Raw genomic sequence first — 24,961 nt, 5'->3', positions numbered from 1 at the left:
AATTTGCTAACATAATTTTTACTATTTCGACAAGAACAGACTCTAGGGGTGAAAAAAATGTCAACACAATATCAAAAGCAACAACAAGCTGCAGTTGTCGATCGGATGAACCGCCTTCCGATGTCCAAGTATTTTCTTAAATTTGTAGCCAAGCTTTCTATCGGAGGCTTTTTTGAGTTTTATGAGTTATTTTTAGTCGGCTCCATCGGTGCGGCACTTATAGATGAAAAATTATTAACGACAGGGAGCATGGCTTACTTTGTTGGCGCCGGTTTTTTAGGTATGTTTTTTGGGACTTTAATTTTTGGATATGTCAGTGATAAAGTCGGCAGGCGCAACGGTTATATTTACTCGCTTCTTATATACTCTATTTTTACTATTTGTATGGCCTTCGCACCATCTGCTGTATGGCTCGACATATTTCGGTTATGTGCCGGATTTGGTGTTGGCGCACAATTAGTGATCATTGACACTTATATTACTGAGATGACGCCTTCATCGAAACGCGGTTTTTATATCGCGTATAGTCAATTTATTACATTTTGGGCTGTTCCTATTGTTACCCTGCTGGCCTATCTGCTTGTTCCAACACATTTCTTAATGGATGGATGGCGCTGGGTTGTATTGATCGGTGGACTTGGTGCTGTTTTTGTTTGGTGGATTCGACTTGGTCTCCCGGAATCGCCGCGCTGGCAAGAGCAGCATGGTCAAATAGACAAAGCTGATCAAACGATGAAACATTTGGAGAAAATGATTGAACAAGAAGTCGGTTTACTGCCGCCTGTCCAACACAAAGAAGTTAAGGCGGAAGAGAAGGGGAAGTTCTCAGAAATATGGAAACCGCCGTACAGATCGCGGACAATTATGCTGTTAGTTTTCAATCTATTTCAAACTATCGGATTTTACGGGTTTGCTTCCTGGGTACCGACTTTATTAGTAAGTGAGGGTATTACGCTCGTCCATTCACTCTTCTATACATTTATCATGGCTTTGGCAAATCCATTTGGCCCAATTTTAGGTATGTTAACATCAGACCGGCTTGAAAGAAAGTGGATGATCGTTGTTATTTCAATCGCAATCGCTGTGGCTGGTACTATTTTTTCTTTGACTAGAATACCTTCTTTGATTATTCTAATGGGAATTATTATTACGCTTCTTAATAACTGGTTCAGCACTTTATTCCATTCTTACCAGGCGGAGTTATATCCAACACGCATTCGTGCCACCGGTGTCGGATTTACGTATGGTTGGAGCCGATTAAGTTCTGTATTCTCGGGATTCATCATCGCTGGATTGCTTCATGAATTTGGTGTTGTCGGTGTCTTTGGGTTTATCTCGGTTGCTATGTTGATTGTGGCCATTTCAATCGGAGGTTTTGGGCCTAAGACAAATAAGAAGGAGTTAGAGGAGATTTAGTAACTAAAATAAAAAAATATATAGTAAAATGCAGATTTACAATGTTAAGATTCCCTAGTTTAAAATCTCAATTTATCTTTATGTTTCATAGATAAATTGGGATTCTTTTTATACGTTAGGAAAAAATTTGCAGCAGTAGATGCCAATTTTACGCAGAGGCAAGTAAACGCAACAGACATCTGTAAAAGATTTACCATTAAAGAATTAGATTAAGTGCTAGAAGGACCATAATTTGTAAAAGTGCAGAATTCTCTTGACGTTTAATTCGTAAATTGATAAAGTTATTAAAAAATATTTCTTATCCAGAGAGGCGGAGGGACTGGCCCTATGAAACCTCAGCAACAGATCTATTAAGATACTGTGCTAATTCCAGTGGGTGATAAACCCTGATAGATAAGAGCGTACGTTTTTATTTGTCGGTAACGCACTCTTCTTTAGAGTGTGTTTTTGTTTTTTCTGGATGATGAAGAAGGAGAGTATGATGGGTAACGAAGGAAAGCAGGAATTTCAAAGGAAAATGAAAGTAAGACATCTTGTTATGCTGTCTCTTGGCGGGGTTATTGGAACCGGATTATTTCTTAGTTCAGGTTATACCATCCAACAGGCCGGCCCATTTGGCACCATTCTCGCGTATCTGATTGGAGCAGTAGTCGTTTATCTGGTCATGTTATGTTTAGGGGAATTATCTGTACATATGCCTGAGACGGGTGCCTTTCACAGCTATGCTGCGAAATACATTGGGCCAGGAACAGGTTATACAGTTGCTTGGTTGTATTGGCTGACTTGGACTGTTTCATTAGGTTCTGAGTTTACAGCTGCAGGTTTGCTTATGCAACGATGGTTTCCATCTATTAATGTATGGATATGGAGTGCACTATTTGCCATTTTGATCTTTTTATTAAATGCGCTGACGGTTAAGTTTTTCGCTGAATCGGAGTTCTGGTTTGCTTCTGTAAAGGTCATAGCAATTGTCGTATTTATTATTTTAGGCGTAGCAGCAATGGTAGGCATTATTCCAATGAAGAATTCACAGGCAGCTCCATTCTTTTCTAACTTTATCAGTGCCGGATTATTTCCTAATGGTACTTTTGCTATTATCATGACAATGCTTGCAGTCAATTTTGCCTTTTCTGGAACTGAATTAATTGGCATTGCAGCTGGAGAAACGAAAAATCCGGCCAAGACTATCCCAAAGGCTATTCGCACAACATTGTGGAGATTGGTCATCTTTTTTGTAGGAACGATCGTTATTTTATCTGCATTATTGCCAATGTCGGATGCGGGAGTATTAAAAAGCCCTTTTGTAGCAGTTTTCGAACGAATTGGAGTGCCATACGCAGCTGATATTATGAATTTTGTTATTTTGACAGCCATTTTGTCTGCGGCAAACTCTGGTTTATATGCTTCTTCCCGAATGCTTTGGTCACTAGCAAATAAAAAGACTATATCGCCGGTTTTCGCAAAGTTAACCAAACGGGGTGTACCGCTGGTCGCTATTATTTTTAGTATGATAGGCGGCGGTTTAGCTTTGCTCTCAAGTATTTTTGCACCAGGAACTGTGTATATCGTGCTTGTATCTATTTCGGGTTTAGCTGTGGTTATTGTTTGGATGAGTATCAGTGTTTCGCAATTTCTATTTCGCAGACAATATATTAAAGAGGGAAATTCAGTACAGGATTTGGCCTACCGTACACCGCTATATCCTATTGTACCAATCGCTTCTTTTGTACTTTGTCTTGCTTCATGTATTGGCATTGCATTTGACCCTACACAACGAATCGCCCTTTATTGCGGTATTCCGTTTATTTTTATTTGCTATGGAAGTTATTATTTCACGCAAAGATTGAAGAAGAGAGGAGTAAAATATGTTAACAAAACTCAATCCCATTGATGCTATTTTACGAGATTATTCAGTTATGATTCTGGATGGCGCTTTAGCTACAGAACTTGAACGGTATGGCTGCAATTTGAATGACCCTCTTTGGTCTGCGCGAGTACTGCTGGAAAGTCCAGAAGTGATTTACCAGGTTCATGCTGACTATTTTCGTGCGGGGGCTGATTGTGCAATCACCGCAAGCTATCAAGCTACTATTAATGGATTTTCTAAACGTGGAATACAAGAAAAAGAGGCTTTAGAGTTAATTAAAAAGACTGTACTGCTTGCCAGCAAAGCAAGAGATGATTTTTGGCAGCAAGATATGCAGGCATTTAGACCGAAGCCATTGGTTGCGGCATCGGTAGGGCCTTATGGGGCATATCTTGCAGATGGTTCAGAATATGCAGGAAACTATAATGTTACAGATGAAACATTAGCGGAATTTCATCGTACAAGAATGGCAGCTTTGATCGAAGCAGGTGCTGATTTAATAGCGTTTGAAACAATTCCTTCTCTGCAAGAAGCAAAGATATTAGCCTCATTATTAAAAGACTTTCCGGAATCATATGCCTGGTTATCTTTCTCTTTGAAAAATAACAAGACAATCAGTGACGGTACCTTGTTGGAAGAGTGTGCAAAAATGTTTAATGATCATGATCAAATTGCCGCAATTGGCATCAATTGCGCCCCAGCATCGTTTGTCACAGAAGCCATCAATGTGTTAAGTACAAATACGAAGAAGCCAATTATCGTTTATCCGAATTCCGGTGAAAACTATGATCCGGAAACTAAAACATGGCATGGCCAAGAATCATGTCAGTCTTTCGATGTTTAAGCCAAGGAATGGTACGATGCAGGAGCACGATTAATCGGAGGATGCTGCAGAACAGAACCCCATCATATTAAGGAGATTGCAAATAAATTGCGTTAACCTCTAGAGTATATAGTAATATCCAAGTCCATACAAAAGTCTATTAATAAGTAGGTGGAAAATATTTTGTCGGCTTAGATAGAGCAACAAAACCGATTTCCTAAAATAAGGGAATCGGTTTTAAGTATGATTGATATTCTTTTTCATAAATGATTTCTTTCTAATTTACATGTTTTATTTGTGTTTGTTTTTAGTCCAGAGTAAAATTGTAAATTTTTAGCTAAGCGATTATATATACATGTCAATTCTCTTATCCCATTTATAGACATAGTTTTTTTGATTAATTATATTCAATTAAATAGTCTGAACTAAGATGCTTGCAATGATAACTGATGCGGTGGTGACGGTTGTGAAGCCGCCGACAAGCATTGGTGTAAGGATTTCATTAAAAATGGTTTTCTGTTCTGCTTCGTTATCAGCGACACTGCGGCTGATTTCCTCACAGAGCAGATAGTCACCGGGGAATCCGAATAAAGCTGTTAAGGCTACTGCAATCCCTTTATTCATGTTCCACTTCATTAATTTTGCCCCAACAAAGCCGCCTGCGATAATCCCGACAATACCTATTGCCATAATGGCGAGAACGACCGGTAAATAGCCAACAAACATATGGATCGTTACATCATTCATAGAGCTCATCGTAATCACGATAATCCCGACCATAGCGATGCCGAATGAGTTCGCACGTTCCAGCATCTTATCATTATAAAAGCCGATATATGCACCGATTAGACCAATGACTAATGCCCATAAGCTATAATTAATGCCGGTTAAATTGCCTAAGAAAATAGCTAATGCTCCGCCAATAAATAGCTGCAATAAAAGGATGACATGCGTTTGATATTTTTTCGGAATCCAAGTCTTTCTTTTTGAATCAGTGAGTATGCTTTCAGGGTCTGCAGCAGCAGCAACCTCTGTGTAAGCTGCCTGATTAAGTGTTTTCTTGACATGCTTAGCATGACGGCGCAGAAAGAATGAGGCAAGCGGCATACCGATTAAACTTTGTATTGCAAGAATAAGAGCTGGAATGGTAACTAAGCCAGTCTGGCCGATAGCCTTCAGTTTTTGGGCGGTTAATATAAATGCAATGGTGCCGCCGGTTAAAGGTCCTGTCCCGGCTACTGCTGACGAATAACCAAACATAGGCGTAATAATGGCAAGAATAAGTACAGCAGCAACCGCGACCCCGCATAAAGCGATAATGACCGCTCTAATTTGTGATTTTATAATTTTAAACGGGACGAGTGTTCCCATATGAACGATCAGCGGTGCAATCATTAACGTTCCAAATGTGCCTATAGTTGATGAATCAATAATCTTTTTTGGGAAGATGCCTGTCCAAAGCGTGATCAAGTATCCTATAAGAACGACAAGTAACATAGGAATTCTCGCTCTTGTCATAATAGAAATAAGTTCGCCAACAGCCAATAAAAATAAAATAAGCATGGCTGCAAAAATTGGTTCATTCATTATAAAGACCCCTTTTATGAAATAGTTTAATGAATTTTTAGAATAATAAAGCGGCAAGTTATGAAAATAGTCTTTTTGGTTTTCGGACAGGTCCTTAACTGTATGACTGCTTTCTTATACCAATGTTTAAATTATTCTTTATGTTTTAAGGATTTTATCATAAGATAAAGGCCTTGAATAGTCATTTTTTGAAATTTCACTCAAGGCAATTAATACTAAATTTTTTAGTAAGCGCAACCATTATCGCCCCTGCTGGAAACATTGTAAATTTAAAAGTCGACAAAAACAGATAATTTTTTTATGAAATAAAAAGTGCTCCTCTTAATTTTTCAATTTCAATTTGAGTTTGGTAAAATTCAGAAGAATGATAAACGGATAAAACAATGGAAATTTTTATGGAGGTCCCAAATGTATAGAGAATCGAAACCTTTTAATTTAAGTCCTTATGATCACCCGGATATTTACCCCGGTCCGCGCCCGGTCTCATCGTTTATTTTTTATAAAGGAAAAGCCCATAAAATTGAAGAAGAACATGGAAAAGCCGTTGAAGATTGTACGATTCATATTTCACAGCGCGATGACCTGCTCGGTACACTTGCTTTTTCGAGTACGGTAAAAATGACGGTGAAGGAATTTTTGAAAAAGGAACAGGCTGCGCCGATTACTGAACGGATTCCGCTGCTTGGCTATGGGTCAAACGTTTGTCTTGCGCAATTAGCTTATAAATTCGGGTTAACTCCGGATATGAGCGATCTGACGATTTGCTACCGGGCAACGATAAAAGATTCGGATATTGTCTATGGGTCTTTTTTGGCACCATACGGCGCGCTGCCGGCTATCATCGCCCCGGTTACCGGTGCTGAAACGGAGATTTGGCTGACGCTTGTCGATCAAGAACAGTTTGATCATATGAACAGCACTGAAGGCGGGTATGGACTGCGCGAACATCGCGGCGGGAAATGTGTGCTTCAAAATAGTGAGCGCTTTGAAAAGGTTTATGGCTATTATAACCCGCGTGCCTTAAAGGTCGACGGCAATATGCTAAGATTCAAAGACATTCAAGGAACCTCACCGCTTCCTGAGGCATGGGAGGCGGACACGCTAGACTGGCTGAAAGAAGCTGTTGGGTTTGAAGGTTCAAGAGAACATTTCATTCACAAGCTTCGCTGGGATTATTCCTTCCATCGTGAGGTTAATAAAAAGTTAAAATCGCATGAGATGTCGTTTGATCATCCGGATTTAGCCGAAACAGACCGATTTGAGACAATCGGGGAAATGAAAAGGGATTTTAATCTTTGACTGAAAAGAAAGAGAGCAAAGGAAGTAAACACGTTAAAAATGAAAAGAACATTTTCTCCGGAAGAAATTAGTTTGGAACCAGTATACCGATTCAAGATGAGGGTCGCCATTGAAAACCCCTCCTGAGATGTAAAAGATTCAGGAGGGATTTTCATAATACTCGATTGAGTGATAGCTCTGCTTAGGGTACTGCCCAGTGCCCATCAAGGTTACACTTAAGCCTATACAGCTGATTAAGAATTTGAAAACTTCCGCTGAATTTCTTTTAAAAACATATCGGCAGCAGCGGAAAAAACTTGATGCTTTTTCCAAACAATATTTAAGCCGGATTCAAGTCTTGGCTCCAGCGGTCTAAAACAAAGGTTACTATCACTGGACGTATCCACTATTTTATCAAGGGTTATTGCATAACCAATACCCTCTTCAACCATAAGGGCAGCATTATATGCAAGATTGTATGTCGTCACAACGTTTAATTTATTAAAATCTTCACCAAACCAATCCGCAAATTCATTTTTTGAAAAAGTCTGTTTCATAGCCTGTCGTGAACAAATTAGCGGAACATTTAATAAATCCTCGGCTTGAATGGTATTTTTAAAAGCAAGAGGACTGTCTTTCCTCATAACAACGCCCCAAACATCTTTGGCTGGGATATTGATATAATTGTATTTTGATAAATCAGCTGGTTGAATTAAAATACCAAAGTCAAGCAATCCCTTGTCAAGCCGTTCTGTCACATCGTCTTCGTTTCCGCTGTAGAGGTGATACCGTATATTTGGATAACTTAACTGTAAATTTTTCACTACCCGTGCAATCTGTCTCATGGCGTCTGTTTCCCCGCCGCCTATATAAACATCACCGCCTATTGTTTCTTCCATGGAACTAAATTCTGCCTCTAATTTATCGACCATAGCAACGATTTCTTCTGCTCTCTTTCGCAGGAGCATTCCTTCATCGGTAAGAATGATACTGTGACTGCTGCGGATAAATAGTTTTTTTCCTAACTCTTGTTCAAGGTCTTTTAATTGTCTTGACAAGGTTGGCTGTGTAACATGCAAAAAATCAGCGGCACCCGTAATGCTTCCTTCCCTTGCAACAGTAAGAAAATACCGCAAAACTCTAAATTCCATATAACACGCCTCCTTTATTGTTTTAGTTTATGCGTTTTTGAAATACCCATCAAGCATATCTTGATATAAGATATAAGTATTTGGCATTTTCGAATTGGCCGGAGGAATAATGGCAAATATAATGCTTTTCAATTTTATACTACTTTTTTATTTTAAAACCTCCAACTTTTTGATAGGCTAAAGAAAATAGAAAGAAAATTGAAGGAGATTTTATGAATCGTCAAGAAATGGCTATTAGGGTTCGCAACATAGCCGAAGCTATTGTTTATGAAAAAGGCTATGTCAGTGCAGTTGACTTATTTATCCGAATGGATAAACTTTCTGTAAAAGACCATGAAAAATGGCGAAAAAGGCAGGTTCCTTACTTAGAACGGGGGATTATGGGGAATTTAAAACAACTTTCATACATCATGAAAGAACTAAGGTCATATGCACAAAACCGAGGATTAAAACCGTCTTGGACTTATTATTATTCGTGGGGAAAAGGGCCAAAGGTTAAGTTGCAATTTAGTAAATATGGCGACCCTTCTGTTGAGAAAATTTATGCGACTCATTTTGTTGACGCTAAGCGTTTAAACAAGCAGTAAACTTAAGGAGCGACTGTATGATCTATCAATTAAAAATCAACTTAAAATACATGAAACCGCCGGTATGGCGAAGAATTCAAGTGGACAGTAAAATAACTTTTGAGACACTTCATCAGTTAATTCAGATCGCTTTTGATTGGGAGGATTACCATCTTCATGATTTCAGAATTGAATTAAAAGAGGGTCATCTAAAATCAGCCCGATTAAATAACATGTTTGACGGGCCTTTTCAACCGGGACATATCATTATTAAATCCCAAAAGGTTGATAATGATTTTTTGGGTCTTGGAACGGAATCGCTTGATGAAGAGAAAGAGATAATTGAAGATTATTTACTGGATGAAAAGGATAAATGCCTGTACACTTATGACTTTGGTGATGATTGGCAGCATGAAATTGTTTTGGAAAAGATATTGCCAGTCGAAAAAGGCGTTAATTATCCGCGTTGTATTAAAGCAATGAGACTTGCACCTGAGGAAGACAGCAGAGGGTCTTTGGAAGATGATGATGAATATAGGGAACTTTTAGCTGACAATAAAGCATTAGCAATAGAGATTAATGAGCATTTCAGTAGCTTTTGGAGTGTACCGGAACAAGAGGGAGACAACTGGTCAGAGCTATTTAATAACGTTGATCAATATAAGAAACTTAAACCTTGGGAGTGGATGTCCAGTGATCAAATTATTGTCGTGGGGCTTCCGGATTCTCGTGAGCTGACGTATTGTTCCGTTCTTGGAGAGGCCGGTGAAGAATTTGGACTCGCCATATATTTAGGCAATGATGGATTAAAAAGTATATTTAAAACATTAGAGGGAGCAGAAGATTATCATGATCTCGTTATGAATCAGAGAAGCATCCTGATTTCATTCTCCGACCGGGATGAACTTTCACCTGACGACTATAAGCTGATCAAACGGCAAGGCCTTAGCTTTCGCGGTAAAAAACAATGGCCGTTATTCCGCAGCTTTAAACCAGGTTATTACCCGTGGCTGATTGACGGAGAAGAAGCCGACATTATTAATATTGTGCTCAGACAAGTGATTGAGGTTGTCCAAAGAACTAAAAACAATCCTAAGCTTGTTAACGAATCCCATTTTGATCAATGGTTTGCGCGGCTTCCCATCCAAAAGAGCGGGAAAGTTGAATGGAAAGAGGAATTAATTACCCCAAAATTTTATGAAGATGAAGAAATTGGAACTGTAAAGCTATTTGAATCAGAGTTTGCTGTCAGACAGATGAAAAATAAATATAAAAAGTTAAATATTCCGATTGAATTTTCGTCCTTTTATGGACCGGAACCTGTTCAAGAAAACAAAGGTGAACGTCCATATTATCCAAGTTTTGTCGTAGCAGCTGAACAAAAACAAGGAATGATTATATTTCACGATATTATAGCCCATGATCAATATGCACAACAATTGCAAGCATCATTTTTAAAAATGATTGAGAACCTTGAACATATACCAAGAGAAGTATGGTTGGATAATGAAAAGGACGCTGTGATTCTCCAACCTATATTCAAATTATTATCAATTAAATGTATAGGTGTTAATAAGCTTCCAATTATCGAACAAGTTCGTAAAGAAATGTTTCATTTTATTTAATACGGAAGAGCGCGGAGGAACATGTTTTTCTCCGCGCTTTTTTATATTAAACGATTTGATCAAAGTTCATGGATGTTTCAATAATGAATAACCCGGTTATAGTTATAACAAGTACAATTAAATTTCTTGGAGGTAGATATCAATGCCTTGGGATATGAATGATTACCCAAGTTCCATGAAAAATTTGAAGTATGCCGTACGAAAGAAAGCGATCGATATCGCCAATGCCATGATTGATGAAGGGTATGAAGAAGGTCGGGCGATTCCAATAGCTACAAATCAGGCAAAAGAATGGTATAAGAATGCCAGCCAGGATGAGATTCGTAAGCTGAAGGAAAATGTAGATCCGACAGAAAGGTCAGATAGTCAGATATACAAGAGCCGTCCGGAACTCATGGACAAAGGCGAACATGTTATTCCGCATTCCAACGGCTGGGCAGTACAATCTCAAGATGCCAAGAAACCAAGCGAAGTTCTAGATCATAAAGATGAAGCGGTTAAACGAGCAAAAGAAATTGCTAAAAATAAGGGGACCGAAGTTATTATTCATAAAAAAAACGGAAAAATTCAAGATCGTGTGTCTTATAAAAGCTAGAACGTGTACATTCTTAACTAGCTTATAGAAAAATTCCTTTTTTAAAATACAAAAGAAAGCACTGCAAGCGAAAATGGCTTGCAGTGTTTTCTTTAAATTATTCTTTTCCTTTGAGCGCCAATTTTAATGCATCCGTAAGGCTGTTATTCGTAAACGAATCATCCTGTTTGCTATATTTTTAATTAGCAATTTCTTTACCTTCCTTCGTATGTTCTACTATCATACCCCTGGTTTCATTAAATTAGGACAATCAATTAATTTATATAAAATTCAGATTGACAAATATTAAATTAGAGATATACTTAAATTACAAGTCAACTTAGTAGACAAGTAGACAATATGACAAATGTTTAATTTTTTTTGAATTAATATTAGAAAATTTCGATTCATAATTTTATGAGGTGGCGGAAATGAAAAATATAAGTATTGAAGAATTAAAAGAAAAAGCTATTGAAATGAGAAGGACGGCTTTAACAATGATTCACGAAGCACAGTCAGGTCACCCAGGAGGTTCACTCTCTGCAGCAGATATTATGACCGCATTATACTTTAAAGAAATGAACATTGATCCGAACAATCCAACTTGGGAAGATCGTGACAGATTTGTTCTATCAAAGGGACATGTTTGTCCTATACAATATTCTGCCTTAGCTTTACGAGGTTATGTCCCATATGAAACGATATACACTTTAAGAAAGTATGGTTCTCCTTTTCAAGGGCACCCAGATATGAAAAAGTGTCCTGGAATCGATATCTCAACAGGGTCACTGGGACAAGGGCTTTCTTGTGGAGTTGGAATGGCAATAGGAGGAAAAAGAGATTCGAAAGATTATAGAGTTTTTGCATTGATAGGAGACGGAGAGTGTCAAGAAGGGCAAATTTGGGAGGCTGCTCAAACCGCAGTTAAATATCAATTAGATAATTTAGTTATATTTGTAGATAACAATAGACTTCAAATTGATGGTTTTTGTGATGAAATTATGCCTTTACAAGATATAGAAAAGAAATTTGATGCCTTTGGTTTTGAAACGAAAAAAATTGATGGCCATTCTATGGAAGAGATTGTTGAAACATTAGATGAAATAAGAGTGGCAAAAAACGGAAAACCAAAATGTATAGTATGTGAAACGGTAAAAGGTAAAGGTGTTTCTTTTATGGAAGATGTTGTTGAGTGGCATGGGGTGGCTCCTAATGATGAAGAATACAAGAAGGCATTGGAAGAAATCACAGGAGGTTTACAATAAATGAGTATGATGGAAAAAACTCTGACAATAAAAAAAGCTACTAGAGAAGCCTTTGGTGATGAAATCGTAGAATTAGGTAAAAAAAATAAAAATATTTATGTTATTGATGTTGATATTGCAAAGTCATGTAAAACAGTAAATTTCATAAAACAATTACCTGATCAACATATTAATGTTGGTATCGCTGAGCAGAATGCTGCCGGCTTAGCTGCAGGACTTGCAACCACTGGTAAGATCCCATTTGTAAGCACTTACGCTGTATTTGGTTCTTTAAGAATGGCGGAGCAAGTTAGACAAGAAATTTGTTATCCAAACCTAAATGTAAAAATTGCCTGTTCTCATGGAGGTCTAACCCCGGCTAATGATGGTGGGAGTCATCAAGCTGTAGAGGATATGGGAGTTTTAAGAAGTTTTCCTAATATGACAGTGATAATGGGCGCTGACTATTATTCTACCAGAAAATTAGTAGAACAAGCAGCAAAAATTTATGGACCGGTATACCTTCGTTTTACTAGAGATAAGGTTCCAGTTCTATATGATGAAAATGAAGAATTTATAATTGGGAAAGCAAAGAAAATCAAAGAAGGTAAAGATATAGCTATTATTGCGAATGGTGATACCGTTCATCTCGCTTTAGAAACAGCAAAACAATTAAAAAAAGAGGGGATTTCTGTAAAATTATTAGACATGCATACCATTAAACCCCTAGATCGTGAAGCAGTCGTTGACTGCTTAAAGATTGGCAAGATCATTACTATTGAAGATCATAATATTTTAAATGGTCTTGGAAGTGCTGTATGTGAAGTAGTTGCAGAAGAAGGAAAGGGCATCGTAAGAAGAATAGGGGTGCAAGATCAGTTCGGACAATCCGCACCATATGAAAAACTATTAGAACTTAATGGAATTACAATAGAAAACATATTAAAAACAGCGAAGGAAATGCTCAAGTAAACTATCTAAATCAATTAATCTAGAGGAGAGAGTATAAATGTTTAAATTAGATAATAGAGTAGCGATTGTTACGGGCAGTGGTTCCAAAAAGGGGATAGGACGTCAAATAGCATTAACACTTGCAAAACAGGGAGCAGCAGTAGTTGTCGCTGACATAGATATGGACGGAATTCAGGATACTGTTAATGCTATTACAGAAGCTGGAGGAAAAGCTTTAGGGATAGAATTAAATGTAACAAGTAAAGAATCTAATGAAGCCATGGTTGAGAAAGTTCTCCAAACTTATGGAAGGGTCGATATCCTTGTTAATAATGCAGGGGTTTCACAAAAGGTGACCGTTCAAGATATGACACTTGAGGACGTAACAAGAATATTTAATGTTAACATGTTTGGATTATTTTTATGCACTCAATCAGTATTAGAAACGATGAAAAAGCAAAAGTTTGGCAGAATCATCAGTCTTTCTTCAGTTTCAGCAAAACGCGGAGGAGGAATATTTGGAGGACCGCACTATTCCGCTTCAAAGGCTGCCGTATTAGGTTTCTCAAAGAACCTTGCACGTGAGGTTGCACTCGATGGAATAACAGTAAACTGTGTGGCACCTGGACTTGTTAATACAGACATATGGAAATCCCTTCCTGAGGATCAGGCAAGGGAAGTTATTGCGGGAATCCCTATGGGAAGACCTGGAGAAACGGAAGAAATTGCTGCAACCATTGCATTCTTAGCTTCAGAAGAAGCATCTTATATTACAGGTGAGGAAATAGATATTAACGGTGGTTCACATATGGATTAATTTAAATAATTTTTACTGTACAGGCATTCTTGTTAGGGATGCCTGTCTATATTATTTATTTAAATAATTTCCACAAATGGATTTAAGCTTATTGCCCTTTTTTAATAATATTAATATAATTATACATGTCTAATTACTTACTTAGAATACAACGAACACAATATGAGAGAAGTGGTTATTATTAATTTTAATCCTGTATCTAACAAGAAATTGTATATGCAAATTTATAATCAAATTCTTTCAGAAATCCAATCAGGTTCATTGAAAATTGGTGATAAACTGCCAGCTGAGAGGGAGCTGTGCGAACAGTTTGGTGTAAGCCGTGCCCCTGTTCGTCAAGCCCTTAGTGCATTAGAATTAAATGGCTTTATTTACTCTCGTCAAGGTGAAGGGGTGTATGTGAAAAGCAATCAGATTGCCCATGATAGTCAGCAATCAGCCATCTTTTTCAATTCAATATCCCCTGAGGATATTGTAGAAGTGAGGATGAATATAGAGCCTGTTATTGTAAAATATGCTGCTCAAAGAGCTAATAATGAAGATATAGAGGTTCTTCATTCGACTATCAAAAAGATGGAGGAAGAAACCGAGGCAGGCTTATATGTACCAGAAACAGATGAGAAATTACATTATAGTATTGCAAAAGCCTCTCATAATGATTTATTTGTTAACATCATGATGGCTATTAGTAATGCGATGAAACAACAAGAAATGTGGAAATTTATTCGAGATAGAACCGTTACGCGGCCAGACTATAGGGAAGTTAATTTTAAAGAACATAAATTAATTATTAAAGCGATTGAGGAACACAATGAAAAAGAAGCTATGGAATTTATGACTAAACATATGCAAAATTTATATGACAGGTATTGGAAAGATTAAAACGAAAATTGACTGCAATAATGAATTTTAAAGGCATTAAAAAGAGAAACAATAGGATGCACTTTTAATTCCCCATTTTTAGTGAAGGGGAATTTTTTTATTTTCCGTGCTCAGAATATATCTTAAGATTCCTTGTATACAGCTTAAAATCATAATTTTAAAACTATTGACAAACAAAATCGATAAAATTATACTAATTATACAAGTAACTTAGTAGACAAGTATACAAGTGGACGTATAAAAATATGGGGAGGTTGATAGGCAAGATTTTAAGCCATTATAAAAAGAAAAGATGGAGAATGCTAAAGTCATTAATTCTCGGCAGATATGCTATGTTTTAAAGGGGTTATTGAAATTCTAATATTATCTACCTTTTTGTTTTACTGAATTTCAGGACGGATAAAAGTGTTATTTTAAATTATTTAATGTAAGGGTTTGCAACATTTTTAACGTATGAAAACTTAGGGGGAATCATATTGGATCAATTTTCATTAGAGCGTTCAACTACTAAAAAGGTTACATTAAGATTAATTCCATTTTTATTCATATGTTTTACAATATCCATACTGGATAGAGTGAATATTGGATTTGCAGCTCTAGAAATGAATAAAGATTTAGGCTTTTCAAATGCTGTTTATGGGTTTGGGGCAGGAATCTTCTTCATTGGTTATTTTCTTTTAGAGGTGCCGGGCAGCGCTTTAATGGCGAAAGTTGGAGCAAGAAAATGGATTAGCAGAATAATGGTTACATGGGCCATTATAGCTATTTTAATGGTTTTTATAAAAACTCCTGCTCAATTTTATATTGTACGGTTTCTTTTAGGGGTTGCTGAAGCCAGCTTTTATCCGTGTTTAGTAAATTATTTAAGCGGTTTTTATCAAACGAAACATCATGCAAAAGCAATTGCGGGATTCATGTTGGCGATACCTGCTGCTAATGCCATTGGTTCCCCGCTCTCCACATTCTTGCTAAGTATTGACTGGTTAGATATAGCCGGTTGGCAATGGTTATTTATTTTGGAAGCGATTCCAGCCGTGATCTTAGGTGTCGTATGTTATTTTTATCTTGATGATAAAATTGAAGATGTAAAATGGTTAAATAAAGACGAGAAAAAATGGTTAATTGATGTTACGACAAAAGAGAGGCTGGAAAAGCAACAAGTAAAACACTACACTTTCTTAGAGGCTTTAAAGGATCGTGATGTTTTAATCTTATCCGTAGGATATTTTTGCTGGATGGTTGGTTATTACGGAATTAATATGTTTTTACCGACTATTTCGAAAGGATTATCAGAGACAGTATCTATTAGTACTCAGGGGATGGGCTGGATTTTAGGGCTTATGTATGTTTGTGCTATGGTAACAATGTTTTTAGTTGGGAATCATTCCGACAAGAAGAACGAGAGACGTTGGCATGTTGCTGTATGTTTAACAATAAGTGCCATTGCAATGATAATCAGTACTTATGTTGCAAATACAAGCATTATTTTATCATTTGTACTTCTGACAATTGCTCTATGTGGAGCATTCGGCGCATACTCACCATTTTGGGCAATTCCACCTTCATTCTTAACCGGAGCAGCAGCTGGAGGAGCCATTGCACTAATTAATAGTATAGGAAATATTGGCGGATTTTTTGGACCGTACATCGTGGGATATATTAAAGATTTAACAGGATCTTTTAATGCAAGTATGATTTTCTTAGGTGTCACTATGATTATAGGTTCTTGTATTGTTATCTTTTTGGTAAAACAGTCCGGAAAAGCTCTAAGTCATAATGGTGAAAAAAAGATGGAAAAATCTAGTTGAAAGGCTGGGTTGCTTGATTCAATCTTAAAGAATTCCGGCAGCAATGTTTATCTAGTTGCTGGAGATTTTTTATAAACTGCGAAATTTCCTTATCGTGTAAGAGGTGTATTGGTTATGAGCAAAATAGGGGTCCTAACAAGCGGTGGAGATGCCCCGGGAATGAATGTCGCTATTAGAGCGGTAGTAAAAACAGCAAATTACTATCAGCTAGATGTAATGGGCATACAGTATGGTTACCAAGGTTTAATTGAGGGTAAAATTCAGCGATTAACTTCTTCAAAGGTAGAGGATATTGCTGATAAAGGCGGAACAATATTAAAAACTTCTAGGTCTTCGGAATTTATGCTAGAAACAGGAAGAAAAAAGGCTATTAAGGTTTTAAAAAAATTTGATATAAATTTTTTGGTTGTAATTGGCGGAGAAGGGTCATTAAAAGGAGCCGAAAAATTACATGAACTAGGTATTAAAGTGATCGGTATACCTGGAACGATAGACAATGATTTGGCATATACAGATTATTCTATTGGTTTTGATACAACTTTAAATACAGTATTGGAGTGTATAGGTAAAATTAAAGATACAGATTTTTCTCATGATAAGACGACTATTGTCGAAGTAATGGGAAGATATTGCGGTGATTTAGCCTTATATTCGGCTTTAGCAGGTGGAGGAGAAATAATATCAACCCCGGAAAGAAAATTAGATTTTGAGACCATATGTTCAAAATTACACTTAAGAATAAGTAGCGGAAAACATGATAACCTCGTAATCATAACAGAAAGAATGTTTGATTTACAGGAATTACAACGATACATTGAAGAGAAATTAAACATAAGTGTAAGAACTACGGTGTTAGGTTTTATACAAAGAGGGGGAAAACCTTCAGCATTTGATCGGGTATTAGCAAGTAAAATGGGAATTGCGGCCGTAGAACTCTTAATAAAAGGACATTCAGTTCAAACTATTGGAATTAAGGAAAACAAAATTATCCACAAAGAACTTAAAAATGTTAATGCCGAAATAATCGATAAGCAGGATAAATATAGGTTGCTTGAAAGACTTTTACACTAGAAATAAATAGAAGCTAGCTTTTGACTAAAAAAGTTTTATCCCGGTGCAACCGTCCGTAAAACTCCCGCCTCAAAACTTGAGTTTAAGCGCCGAAGTTTAGGCGGTAGTTAACGGACGCTAACACCCCGATTTGTTCAACTAACCATCAGTGAGGGATGAACAAAATCCCACTGATGGAAGTTTCACTTTATTATTCGTTTAGTTGTGTCTTTATCATAGTAACTATAAAAAAAATATGGGGGAAAATGATGGGGGAAGAATTAAAAGTAAAACAAGAAACGATTATATGTCAAGTGTGCGGGGAAGTAATTGATATAGTTAATGGCCCAGAAGGAGTTAAAACATTGTATGGAATGTGTTCGGATTGTTTCAAAAATAAGGCGTTACGAAAACGTCCCATATTGAGGATCCTATAAAAGCCGCCGAGGTCAATTTAACAGCACAGGAAATCCTTGAACTTGTAGAAGCGGCAAAAGAAACCGGCGTAGAGGTTAGAGGCGCGTGATAAAAGCCAATGCATTAGCATAAAAATGAGTGCTCTACTTAGTAGCATAATGCTTACAAATGAAATAATAGATGAAGTGGACTCCTGTCAAGCAGTCCTTAATCAAAAAAACAAATATGCAACCTGAGTCCCGTATAGATTGGGACTCAGGTCATTTCTTTTGTGGAAATGGCAATTATTCTAGATTTCTATCTAACAATACCCCAGTTTGTTCTGCTATTACATGAGTTGGAATATGCATTCCATTCTTAAACCACCATTCCACTGTCCCTACGATGGCTGAGGCAAAAAATTGAAGAATTACATCTTCACTTAATCCTTGATTTTTTCCTTCGGTTGTATCAACTTCAGGTTTATACTCTTGGACGACTAGCTCAAGAAAACGACTGCGAAAATAATGGGCACCTTTACTCTTTAACATCGTCGAAAAGAATAATTTGTTATTCTCAAAGTATTCGAACCAGATATAATTTCCTTCTTGAAACGTCATCTCAGAAGCCGATTGGCATAGTTCTCTGAGATTGTTCATATGTTCTTCAATCATCTTATCCAATAAATCGTATTTATCTGTGAAATGAAGATAGATGGTTCCTCGATTAACATTTGCCTTGTCAGCAATATCTTGAATGGTAATGTCGTCAAAACTTTTTTCTGTCATTAGTTCAGTAACAGCTTTTTTTATAGCTTCTTGGCTTTTAGTTATTCTTCTATCCACTTTAGACATTTTAAATCACCAGTCTTTCCTAAAGGTAATCAACAATTTTTATTAATATGTTGAATAATCAACGAATTGTTTTTATTTAATCATTGAAGGAAACGTGTTTATATCTATAATTATAAACAAATGTTGATTAATCAATCAATATTGTTTTTTTAAAGAGGAATGATAGAGAAATGGAGTAAATAATTAAACAGGGAGAGGGATCAATATGGAAAAAGGGAATATACATTTGAAACAAAGACTCTTAATATCGTTTATCGTTTTCCTTATTCTCGTTTTAGGGTCGGCATTTTATTATTTTCAGCATTCTAGTAGACAAGAGGTGAGTGCTAGTGGACAAGATGTCAAAGAATCGAATCTTAAATATGGCAGTAACCCAAAGCAAACATTAGATCTCTATACACGAAAAGTTCAAAGCGGGAAGAAACTGCCTGTTATCATTTATGCACATGGTGGCGGATGGAGAGGCGGGGATAAAACAAACGTTTCAGCAAAACCAGAATTTTTTACTAAAAAAGGTTATGCATTCATTTCAATTAACTATCGCTTATCCCCGGAAGCAACCTGCAAGGAAATGGAAAATAATGTTTCCAATTCAATTAAATGGGTGTATGACAATGTCAACAAGTATCATTTTGATCGAACGAAAATAAACCTGATGGGCCATTCTGCCGGCGGTCATTTAATGATGCTAGTCGCTGCAAATCCAAACTATTTGAATAATGTAGGGCTCTCATCCAAAACGATCAATTCTGTTGTGAACATAGAAGGCCCACTTGATTTAACAGATTTTATAAAAAAATTTGGAAGCTACAAAAAAGTGTTTGGAAACGATCAAAAAGTATGGGAAGAAGCTTCACCGTTTACTTATGCAGCAAACAAAAATCTTCCGCCAATGTTTTTGATTGACAATGTCATAAATACTAGTGAAATATTTATGGACAAAACAAAAAAGGCTGGCAACACCGTCGAAGATTTTAAAGCTAAAACTCTTTCCCATAGCCAATCAACTCAGCTCCTCGGAACATCCAGAACCGAGGAAGCAGCCAAAATGACCAATGATGTGGTCAAGTTTTTGAAGAAATACAACTAAAAAGGTGATAAATGACACTTTTTTATATTAGTTTTTTTGTTAAAGGCCTTTTTTAAAATGCAAAAGAAAACACTGCAAGCTGGAATGGCATGCAGTGTTTTCTTTATATTTATTCTTTATCTTTAAGTGCTGATTTCAAAGCATCGGCAAGGCTGTTATTTGCAAACGAATCATCCTGTTTGCTATATTTTTTGAGAAGCTGGCGTTCTTCTCGCTTAGTCACAGCTTTCTTCTGATTATCGGCTTTTTCTACAACGTTACAGTTCCGGCATTGGAAGTAAACGCCGGCGTTGCCTTTATGGATTTCCATGCGTTTATGGCATTGCGGGCAGCGGCGGTTTGATAATTTCGGATCCTTCCGTTTACGGTGACCGCATTCCCGATTTGAGCAAACGAGAATTCTGCCGTCCTTGCCTTTGATTTCCTTCATAAGCGAGCCGCATTCCGGACATTTTGAGCCGGTTATGTTGTGAGCCCGGTATGATTTATCACTCGTTTTAATTTCTGAGACGAGCCATTTGGTTTTCTTGCGGATGTTGCTTAAGAAGGCATTTGGATTTCCTTTGCCGCGGGCAATATCTTCAAGCTGCCTTTCCCAGCTGGCGGTAAGTTCAGGTGATTTTAGTTCATCATTGACAAGGTCGATCAGCTGTTTTCCCTTTGGTGTTGGATAAAGCCGTCCGTTTTTCCTGTCAACCGATTGCGATGATAATAATTTTTCAATAATATCCGCCCGTGTCGCCGGCGTGCCAAGACCGTATTTTTCCATTCGGGATAGTAAATCGGCTTCGGAGTAACGGTTCGGCGGTTCGGTTAATCTTTTATCAATCGTTAATTCTTTGGTTGAAAGTGTCTGCCCTCTTTTGAGATTTTCAAGCTGATGGTTTGCTTCTTTTTCCTCATCTCCGCTTGTTATTGCTTTGAAGCCTTTATCAATAACGGCCGTTTCACGTGCAACAAACGTCTCACCTTCAGCGTCAATAGTTACTTGGATGCTCGCATATTTGTAAGATGGATAAAACAGAGTCAGGAAGCGGCGGACGATGATGTCATAAAGCTTGCGTTCATCGCTTGTGAGATCTCCTAAAAATGGTGTTTCATCCGTTGGAATGATCGCATGGTGATCCGTAACTTTTGCATCATTAAACACCTTTTTAGCAACGACTCGTCCTTTTTGTTTTAAAATCGGCTGGATCTCAGCTTTGTAGCTTGATGAAAGGGCTTTGAGTCTGTCAAACATGGTTGCTTCCATATCTTTAGTCAGGTAACGGGAATCCGTACGCGGATAAGTCACCAGTTTATAATGCTCATAAAGACGCTGCAGTGTATTTAATGTTTTTTTAGCTGAGAAACCAAAACGTCTGTTGGCATCCCGCTGCAACTCTGTTAAATCGTATGGCAGCGGGTGCTGCTCGACTTTTTCCTTTCTATTAATGTCACGGACAGCGCCCATTTTGCCGTTGACTTTACCATGAATCGCTTGGGCCATCTTTTCATCGAAAAGCCGTTTTTCTCCATTTCGTTCCCAAGCGGCTTTAAGAGGGCCGAACTTGGCGGCAATTGTCCAGTATTCTTGAGGTCTAAACGATTGAATTTCTTTCTCACGATCTAAAATCATAGATAAAGTCGGTGTTTGCACTCTTCCTGCTGACAATGGGTCATCATATTTAGTTGTCAGTGCTCTTGTCACATTTAAACCGATCAGCCAGTCGGCTTCGGCGCGGCAAACGGCGGATTGATAAAGGTCGTCGTACTGCTTGGCGGGCTTCAATTGTTTAAAACCATCACGGATTGCCCGATCTGTTTGGGAAGAGATCCAAAGGCGCTTAATTGGCTTTTTCCAATGAATTCTTTCAATGATCCATCTGGCAACCAGTTCACCTTCACGTCCGGCATCGGTCGCAATTACCAAATCTTTAAGATCTTTTCTTTTTGACAGTCTTTCAATAGCTTTATATTGATGACTCGTCTTCCGGATTGTTTTAAGTCCCATGTGATTAGGGATAATCGGCAAATCTTCAAGCCGCCATGTTTTATATTCCTTGTTATAGTCTTCGGGCATTTTTAATTCGACAAGATGTCCGAGCGCCCATGTAACGATATGTTTTGGGCCTTCAATATAGTTTTTATTATTTTGCTTACAGCCAAGAACACGGGCAAGGTCACGTGCCACACTTGGCTTTTCAGCAAGTACAAGTGATTTCATTAAAAACTTCCTTTCAAAAATCGCAAATCTATACTAACCATTAAAGAGGGATGAAACGAATTCCCCTCTTTGATGGAAGTTTCACTCTACAAGTATAGCTGAAATAGCAGCTTTAAAAAACTGTTAGCTGTTGAGGCAGTGATCAAGAAAAAATCAAAAAAAGTAAAAATTCGACAAAAAGACCCGGTTTACAATAATTTCAGCTAAGGTAGATAATGATATAAAGGAATTTGAAAAATTAAAGGAGTGCATGTGTTTGGCTAAAAAAGTTCTTCTAATTACCGGAGATGCCGTTGAAGCACTAGAAATTTTTTATCCTTATTATCGCCTGTTAGAAGAAGGTTATGAGGCGGTTATTGCTTCACCGAAAAAGAAAGTATTGCATACTGTTGCCCATGATTTTGTAGACTGGGACACATACATCGAGAAGCAAGCTTATTTACTTGAATCCCATACAGCTTTTGCGGATGTCGATCCCGCTGACTATGATGGTTTGATTATACCAGGCGGACGAGCACCAGAGTACATTCGTCTGGATGAAAATATTCCGCGGATTCTCAATCACTTCTTTGAAAATAATAAACCGGTCGGCGCTATTTGTCACGCGGCGCTTGTACTGGAAGCCTTAAAAAATAAAGAATATTTTAAAGGAAAAACAATGACGGCTTTCAGTGCCTGTCAGTTTGATGTGGAAAATCTTGGTGCCAAATATACGACAGAAACGCTGTATGTTGACGGCAACTTAGTATCTGGACATGCTTGGCCGGACTTGCCAGGATTTATGAGAGAATTTTTGAAGTTAATGAAATAAAATGATGAAGCCTTGGACGAGTGCCAAGGCTCAACTTTCTCAATTTAAAAACCTTTCAAATGGCGGCTGTATTTTTAAAAAAACAGAATAAAACCAAGTTGACACATTGGAATAATTGTGATTATATAAATAATAACAAAAATCAAAAAATAGTTAATTGGATAACTAAAGGCCCTTTTGAAAAAAGTAATATATTTCCGTACAGAGAAAAATTACAGTTATCAAGGGAAATAAAGCCGATTAATTATCTGAATAGTTTTTTTATACCCAGTCGGGACCTAAAATGTCCCTAAAGGACTTATTTTATCCCATTAAATAAATTGGCAGGTAATAACAATCTCTATGCAATCTTTATATAAAGCGAGAGATTGAAAATTATATATAAAAAATTTGATATTTAATTGAGGAGGCGTTATATGACAACTGAAGTATTAAATTTATTAACTTATGAGTTTTATGCAAACGGGGAATGGAAGGAAAGCAAGTCAGGTGAAACAATTGAAATCCGTTCACCTTACCTTAATGAACCTATTGGTAAGGTACAATCGATATCGCAAGAAGAAGTTGATGAAGCCATTCATTTCGCGCAGGCGGCACAAAAAGGATGGGCTGAAAATTCGCTTCAGGATCGTGCGAATTATTTATATCGTTGGGCCGATGAATTAGTTAACATGCAGGATGAAATAGCAGAAATCATTATGAAGGAAGTTGGCAAAAGCCTGAAAGATGCTAGAAATGAAGTCTTACGCACATCAGATTTCATTCGTTACACAGTGGAAGAAGCACTGCATATGCACGGGGAAAGTATGAAAGGAGACAGCTTCCCTGGCGGATCTAAATCTAAAATTGCAATCATCGAACGTGTTCCGCTCGGCGTTGTATTGGCGATCTCTCCGTTTAACTATCCGGTCAATTTATCGGCAGCAAAAATAGCCCCGGCGCTCATTTCAGGAAATGCTGTTATCTTTAAGCCGGCGACGCAAGGTGCGATCAGCGGTATTAAAATGATTGAGGCTCTTCATAAAGCTGGACTTCCAAAAGGTCTTGTTAATATTATTACAGGGCGCGGTTCAGTGATTGGCGATTACCTTGTGGAACATAAGGGCATCAACATGATTTCCTTTACAGGGGGAACCAATACAGGTGTCCGCTTGGCGAAAAAAGCTGCTATGATTCCGCTTGTTCTAGAACTTGGCGGAAAAGACCCGGGTATTGTACGTGAAGACGCCGATTTAAAGGAAGCTGCCAAACATATCATTAGCGGTGCCTTTTCCTATTCCGGCCAGCGCTGTACCGCAATCAAGCGTGTGTTAGTCCATGAAAAAGCGGCGGATGAGCTGGTCGACATTCTGAAAGAAGAAATTGAAAAGTTATCTGTAGGTTCCCCAGAAGACGGTTGTACTGTTGTTCCTTTAATTGATGGCGGGTCAGCTGATTTTGTTCAAGGTTTGATTGATGATGCCATCGAAAAGGGGGCAATACCTTTAACAGGAAACAGGCGTGACAGGAATTTGATTTACCCAACTCTTCTTGATCATGTGACAGAAGACATGAGAGTCGCTTGGGAAGAACCCTTCGGCCCCGTATTGCCTGTCATTCGTGTATCATCTGATGAAGAAGCTGTTAAATTCGCAAATGAGTCTGAATTCGGATTACAAGCAAGTGTCTTCACAAAAGACATAAACAAAGCATTTGCGATTGCCGATAAAATAGAAACAGGCTCTGTCCAAATTAACGGACGTACTGAACGCGGCCCCGACCACTTCCCGTTTATCGGTGTAAAAGGATCAGGTTTGGGCGTGCAAGGCATTCGCAAAAGCATCGAATCAATGACGCGCGAAAAGGTAACGGTTTTAAATATTGCTGATTAACTTGTAAAATAGCCGTACATGATTGATTAATATAACGATGTTGCCAAAGTTGTAAAAGTATTATTATATAATGGAAAGAACAGAAAGGCCTTTG

The 24,961-nt window shown here is 37.6% G+C and carries 20 protein-coding genes, 1 pseudogene and 1 riboswitch; of the genes and pseudogenes, 17 read left to right on the top strand and 4 right to left on the bottom strand.

Translation table 11 applies throughout. The features are described from left to right. The first annotated feature begins 57 nt into the window (after positions 1 to 57). From ACFQRG_RS20040 to mmuM, 3 genes and pseudogenes are all read left to right on the top strand, one after another. Complete coding sequence (locus tag ACFQRG_RS20040) at positions 58 to 1,416, top strand: MFS transporter (protein WP_380969490.1); 1,359 nt, start codon at positions 58 to 60, stop codon at positions 1,414 to 1,416. A 295-nt stretch (positions 1,417 to 1,711) separates the two neighbouring features. Next, positions 1,712 to 1,816, top strand: a riboswitch (SAM riboswitch). A gap of 81 nt (positions 1,817 to 1,897) precedes the next feature. Beyond that, on the top strand, positions 1,898 to 3,307 hold the full coding sequence (gene mmuP / locus ACFQRG_RS20035) for an S-methylmethionine permease (protein ID WP_380969610.1): 1,410 nt from the start codon (positions 1,898 to 1,900) through the stop codon (positions 3,305 to 3,307). Then, positions 3,282 to 4,223, top strand: a pseudogene (gene mmuM, locus ACFQRG_RS20030) (homocysteine S-methyltransferase). The gene mmuP and the pseudogene mmuM overlap by 26 nt, the downstream one beginning before the upstream one ends. Before the next feature lie 294 nt (positions 4,224 to 4,517). Here the strand turns inward: mmuM and ACFQRG_RS20025 are convergent. Further along, on the bottom strand, positions 4,518 to 5,693 hold the full coding sequence (locus tag ACFQRG_RS20025) for a hypothetical protein (protein WP_380969488.1): 1,176 nt from the start codon (positions 5,691 to 5,693) through the stop codon (positions 4,518 to 4,520). Positions 5,694 to 6,101: 408 nt separating this feature from the next. On the opposite strand from ACFQRG_RS20025, the gene ACFQRG_RS20020 reads away from it, so the two are divergent. Then, positions 6,102 to 6,992, top strand: a complete 891-nt coding sequence (locus ACFQRG_RS20020; protein WP_380969485.1) for a hypothetical protein — start codon at positions 6,102 to 6,104, stop codon at positions 6,990 to 6,992. A 233-nt stretch (positions 6,993 to 7,225) separates the two neighbouring features. On the opposite strand, the gene ACFQRG_RS20015 is transcribed toward ACFQRG_RS20020, so the two are convergent. Then, entirely contained in the window at positions 7,226 to 8,122 is an 897-nt protein-coding gene (locus ACFQRG_RS20015) for a LysR family transcriptional regulator (protein ID WP_380969483.1), read from the bottom strand. Between the two features lie 212 nt (positions 8,123 to 8,334). Between ACFQRG_RS20015 and ACFQRG_RS20010 the strand changes: the two genes are divergently transcribed. The 10 genes from ACFQRG_RS20010 (at position 8,335) to ACFQRG_RS19965 (ending at position 18,076) form a co-directional block, all read left to right on the top strand. Continuing rightward, positions 8,335 to 8,709 carry a hypothetical protein gene (locus ACFQRG_RS20010; protein ID WP_380969481.1) on the top strand — a complete coding sequence of 125 codons (375 nt, stop codon included), beginning with the start codon at positions 8,335 to 8,337 and terminating at the stop codon, positions 8,707 to 8,709. Positions 8,710 to 8,726: 17 nt separating this feature from the next. Continuing rightward, positions 8,727 to 10,313 carry a plasmid pRiA4b ORF-3 family protein gene (locus ACFQRG_RS20005; protein ID WP_380969479.1) on the top strand — a complete coding sequence of 529 codons (1,587 nt, stop codon included), beginning with the start codon at positions 8,727 to 8,729 and terminating at the stop codon, positions 10,311 to 10,313. Between the two features lie 142 nt (positions 10,314 to 10,455). Continuing rightward, positions 10,456 to 10,908 (top strand): DUF2188 domain-containing protein, encoded by a 453-nt coding sequence (locus ACFQRG_RS20000; protein ID WP_380969477.1) that lies wholly within the window; start codon positions 10,456 to 10,458, stop codon positions 10,906 to 10,908. Positions 10,909 to 11,318: 410 nt separating this feature from the next. Continuing rightward, entirely contained in the window at positions 11,319 to 12,152 is an 834-nt protein-coding gene (locus tag ACFQRG_RS19995; RefSeq protein ID WP_380969475.1) for a transketolase, read from the top strand. Further along, positions 12,153 to 13,103, top strand: a complete 951-nt coding sequence (locus ACFQRG_RS19990; protein WP_380969472.1) for a transketolase family protein — start codon at positions 12,153 to 12,155, stop codon at positions 13,101 to 13,103. Between the two features lie 37 nt (positions 13,104 to 13,140). Then, positions 13,141 to 13,899, top strand: coding sequence for an SDR family NAD(P)-dependent oxidoreductase (locus ACFQRG_RS19985; RefSeq protein ID WP_380969470.1), 759 nt, complete (start codon positions 13,141 to 13,143; stop codon positions 13,897 to 13,899). Positions 13,900 to 14,061: 162 nt separating this feature from the next. Continuing rightward, positions 14,062 to 14,781, top strand: a complete 720-nt coding sequence (locus ACFQRG_RS19980) for a FadR/GntR family transcriptional regulator (protein WP_380969468.1) — start codon at positions 14,062 to 14,064, stop codon at positions 14,779 to 14,781. A gap of 476 nt (positions 14,782 to 15,257) precedes the next feature. Next, on the top strand, positions 15,258 to 16,589 hold the full coding sequence (locus ACFQRG_RS19975) for an MFS transporter (RefSeq protein ID WP_380969466.1): 1,332 nt from the start codon (positions 15,258 to 15,260) through the stop codon (positions 16,587 to 16,589). A gap of 114 nt (positions 16,590 to 16,703) precedes the next feature. Then, a complete protein-coding gene (pfkA, locus tag ACFQRG_RS19970) occupies positions 16,704 to 17,660 on the top strand; it encodes a 6-phosphofructokinase (RefSeq protein WP_380969464.1) in 957 nt (318 codons plus the stop codon). A 155-nt stretch (positions 17,661 to 17,815) separates the two neighbouring features. Continuing rightward, the gene (locus ACFQRG_RS19965) at positions 17,816 to 18,076 is read left to right on the top strand and encodes a GapA-binding peptide SR1P (protein ID WP_380969462.1); all 261 of its coding nucleotides are present in this window, start codon (positions 17,816 to 17,818) and stop codon (positions 18,074 to 18,076) included. Positions 18,077 to 18,340: 264 nt separating this feature from the next. Here ACFQRG_RS19965 and ACFQRG_RS19960 read toward each other — a convergent pair whose 3' ends face one another. Then, the gene (locus ACFQRG_RS19960) at positions 18,341 to 18,889 is read right to left on the bottom strand and encodes a TetR/AcrR family transcriptional regulator (RefSeq protein WP_380969460.1); all 549 of its coding nucleotides are present in this window, start codon (positions 18,887 to 18,889) and stop codon (positions 18,341 to 18,343) included. A 205-nt stretch (positions 18,890 to 19,094) separates the two neighbouring features. Between ACFQRG_RS19960 and ACFQRG_RS19955 the strand changes: the two genes are divergently transcribed. Next, complete coding sequence (locus ACFQRG_RS19955) at positions 19,095 to 19,979, top strand: alpha/beta hydrolase fold domain-containing protein (protein ID WP_380969458.1); 885 nt, start codon at positions 19,095 to 19,097, stop codon at positions 19,977 to 19,979. A gap of 109 nt (positions 19,980 to 20,088) precedes the next feature. On the opposite strand, the gene ACFQRG_RS19950 is transcribed toward ACFQRG_RS19955, so the two are convergent. Further along, complete coding sequence (locus ACFQRG_RS19950) at positions 20,089 to 22,185, bottom strand: DNA topoisomerase III (protein WP_380969456.1); 2,097 nt, start codon at positions 22,183 to 22,185, stop codon at positions 20,089 to 20,091. A 256-nt stretch (positions 22,186 to 22,441) separates the two neighbouring features. Between ACFQRG_RS19950 and ACFQRG_RS19945 the strand changes: the two genes are divergently transcribed. Both ACFQRG_RS19945 and ACFQRG_RS19940 read left to right on the top strand, forming a co-directional pair. Next, positions 22,442 to 22,996: a DJ-1/PfpI family protein gene (locus tag ACFQRG_RS19945; protein ID WP_380969454.1), complete on the top strand. Its 555-nt coding sequence runs from the start codon at positions 22,442 to 22,444 to the stop codon at positions 22,994 to 22,996. Between the two features lie 416 nt (positions 22,997 to 23,412). Beyond that, the gene (locus ACFQRG_RS19940) at positions 23,413 to 24,867 is read left to right on the top strand and encodes an NADP-dependent glyceraldehyde-3-phosphate dehydrogenase (RefSeq protein WP_380969452.1); all 1,455 of its coding nucleotides are present in this window, start codon (positions 23,413 to 23,415) and stop codon (positions 24,865 to 24,867) included. The last annotated feature ends 94 nt before the right edge of the window (positions 24,868 to 24,961 follow it).

It is taken from the genome of Scopulibacillus cellulosilyticus (assembly GCF_042665295.1).
GTDB classification, from domain to species: Bacteria; Bacillota; Bacilli; order Bacillales; family Sporolactobacillaceae; genus Scopulibacillus_A; species Scopulibacillus_A cellulosilyticus.
The sequence above is the reverse complement of the archived record's forward strand: the minus strand, read 5'-3'. Positions and strand labels throughout refer to the sequence as shown.

Coding starts and splice junctions, on each gene's coding strand:
- ACFQRG_RS19940 (WP_380969452.1), top strand. CDS start 23,413: ATGACAACTGAAGTATTAAATTTATTAACTTATGAGTTTTATGCAAAC.
- ACFQRG_RS19985 (WP_380969470.1), top strand. CDS start 13,141: ATGTTTAAATTAGATAATAGAGTAGCGATTGTTACGGGCAGTGGTTCC.
- pfkA (WP_380969464.1), top strand. CDS start 16,704: ATGAGCAAAATAGGGGTCCTAACAAGCGGTGGAGATGCCCCGGGAATG.
- ACFQRG_RS19980 (WP_380969468.1), top strand. CDS start 14,062: ATGAGAGAAGTGGTTATTATTAATTTTAATCCTGTATCTAACAAGAAA.
- ACFQRG_RS19995 (WP_380969475.1), top strand. CDS start 11,319: ATGAAAAATATAAGTATTGAAGAATTAAAAGAAAAAGCTATTGAAATG.
- ACFQRG_RS19955 (WP_380969458.1), top strand. CDS start 19,095: ATGGAAAAAGGGAATATACATTTGAAACAAAGACTCTTAATATCGTTT.
- ACFQRG_RS20040 (WP_380969490.1), top strand. CDS start 58: ATGTCAACACAATATCAAAAGCAACAACAAGCTGCAGTTGTCGATCGG.
- ACFQRG_RS20010 (WP_380969481.1), top strand. CDS start 8,335: ATGAATCGTCAAGAAATGGCTATTAGGGTTCGCAACATAGCCGAAGCT.
- ACFQRG_RS20000 (WP_380969477.1), top strand. CDS start 10,456: ATGCCTTGGGATATGAATGATTACCCAAGTTCCATGAAAAATTTGAAG.
- ACFQRG_RS19950 (WP_380969456.1), bottom strand. CDS start 22,185: ATGAAATCACTTGTACTTGCTGAAAAGCCAAGTGTGGCACGTGACCTT.
- ACFQRG_RS19990 (WP_380969472.1), top strand. CDS start 12,153: ATGAGTATGATGGAAAAAACTCTGACAATAAAAAAAGCTACTAGAGAA.
- ACFQRG_RS19965 (WP_380969462.1), top strand. CDS start 17,816: ATGAACAAAATCCCACTGATGGAAGTTTCACTTTATTATTCGTTTAGT.
- ACFQRG_RS20025 (WP_380969488.1), bottom strand. CDS start 5,693: ATGAATGAACCAATTTTTGCAGCCATGCTTATTTTATTTTTATTGGCT.
- ACFQRG_RS20005 (WP_380969479.1), top strand. CDS start 8,727: ATGATCTATCAATTAAAAATCAACTTAAAATACATGAAACCGCCGGTA.
- ACFQRG_RS20020 (WP_380969485.1), top strand. CDS start 6,102: ATGTATAGAGAATCGAAACCTTTTAATTTAAGTCCTTATGATCACCCG.
- mmuP (WP_380969610.1), top strand. CDS start 1,898: ATGGGTAACGAAGGAAAGCAGGAATTTCAAAGGAAAATGAAAGTAAGA.
- ACFQRG_RS19960 (WP_380969460.1), bottom strand. CDS start 18,889: ATGTCTAAAGTGGATAGAAGAATAACTAAAAGCCAAGAAGCTATAAAA.
- ACFQRG_RS20015 (WP_380969483.1), bottom strand. CDS start 8,122: ATGGAATTTAGAGTTTTGCGGTATTTTCTTACTGTTGCAAGGGAAGGA.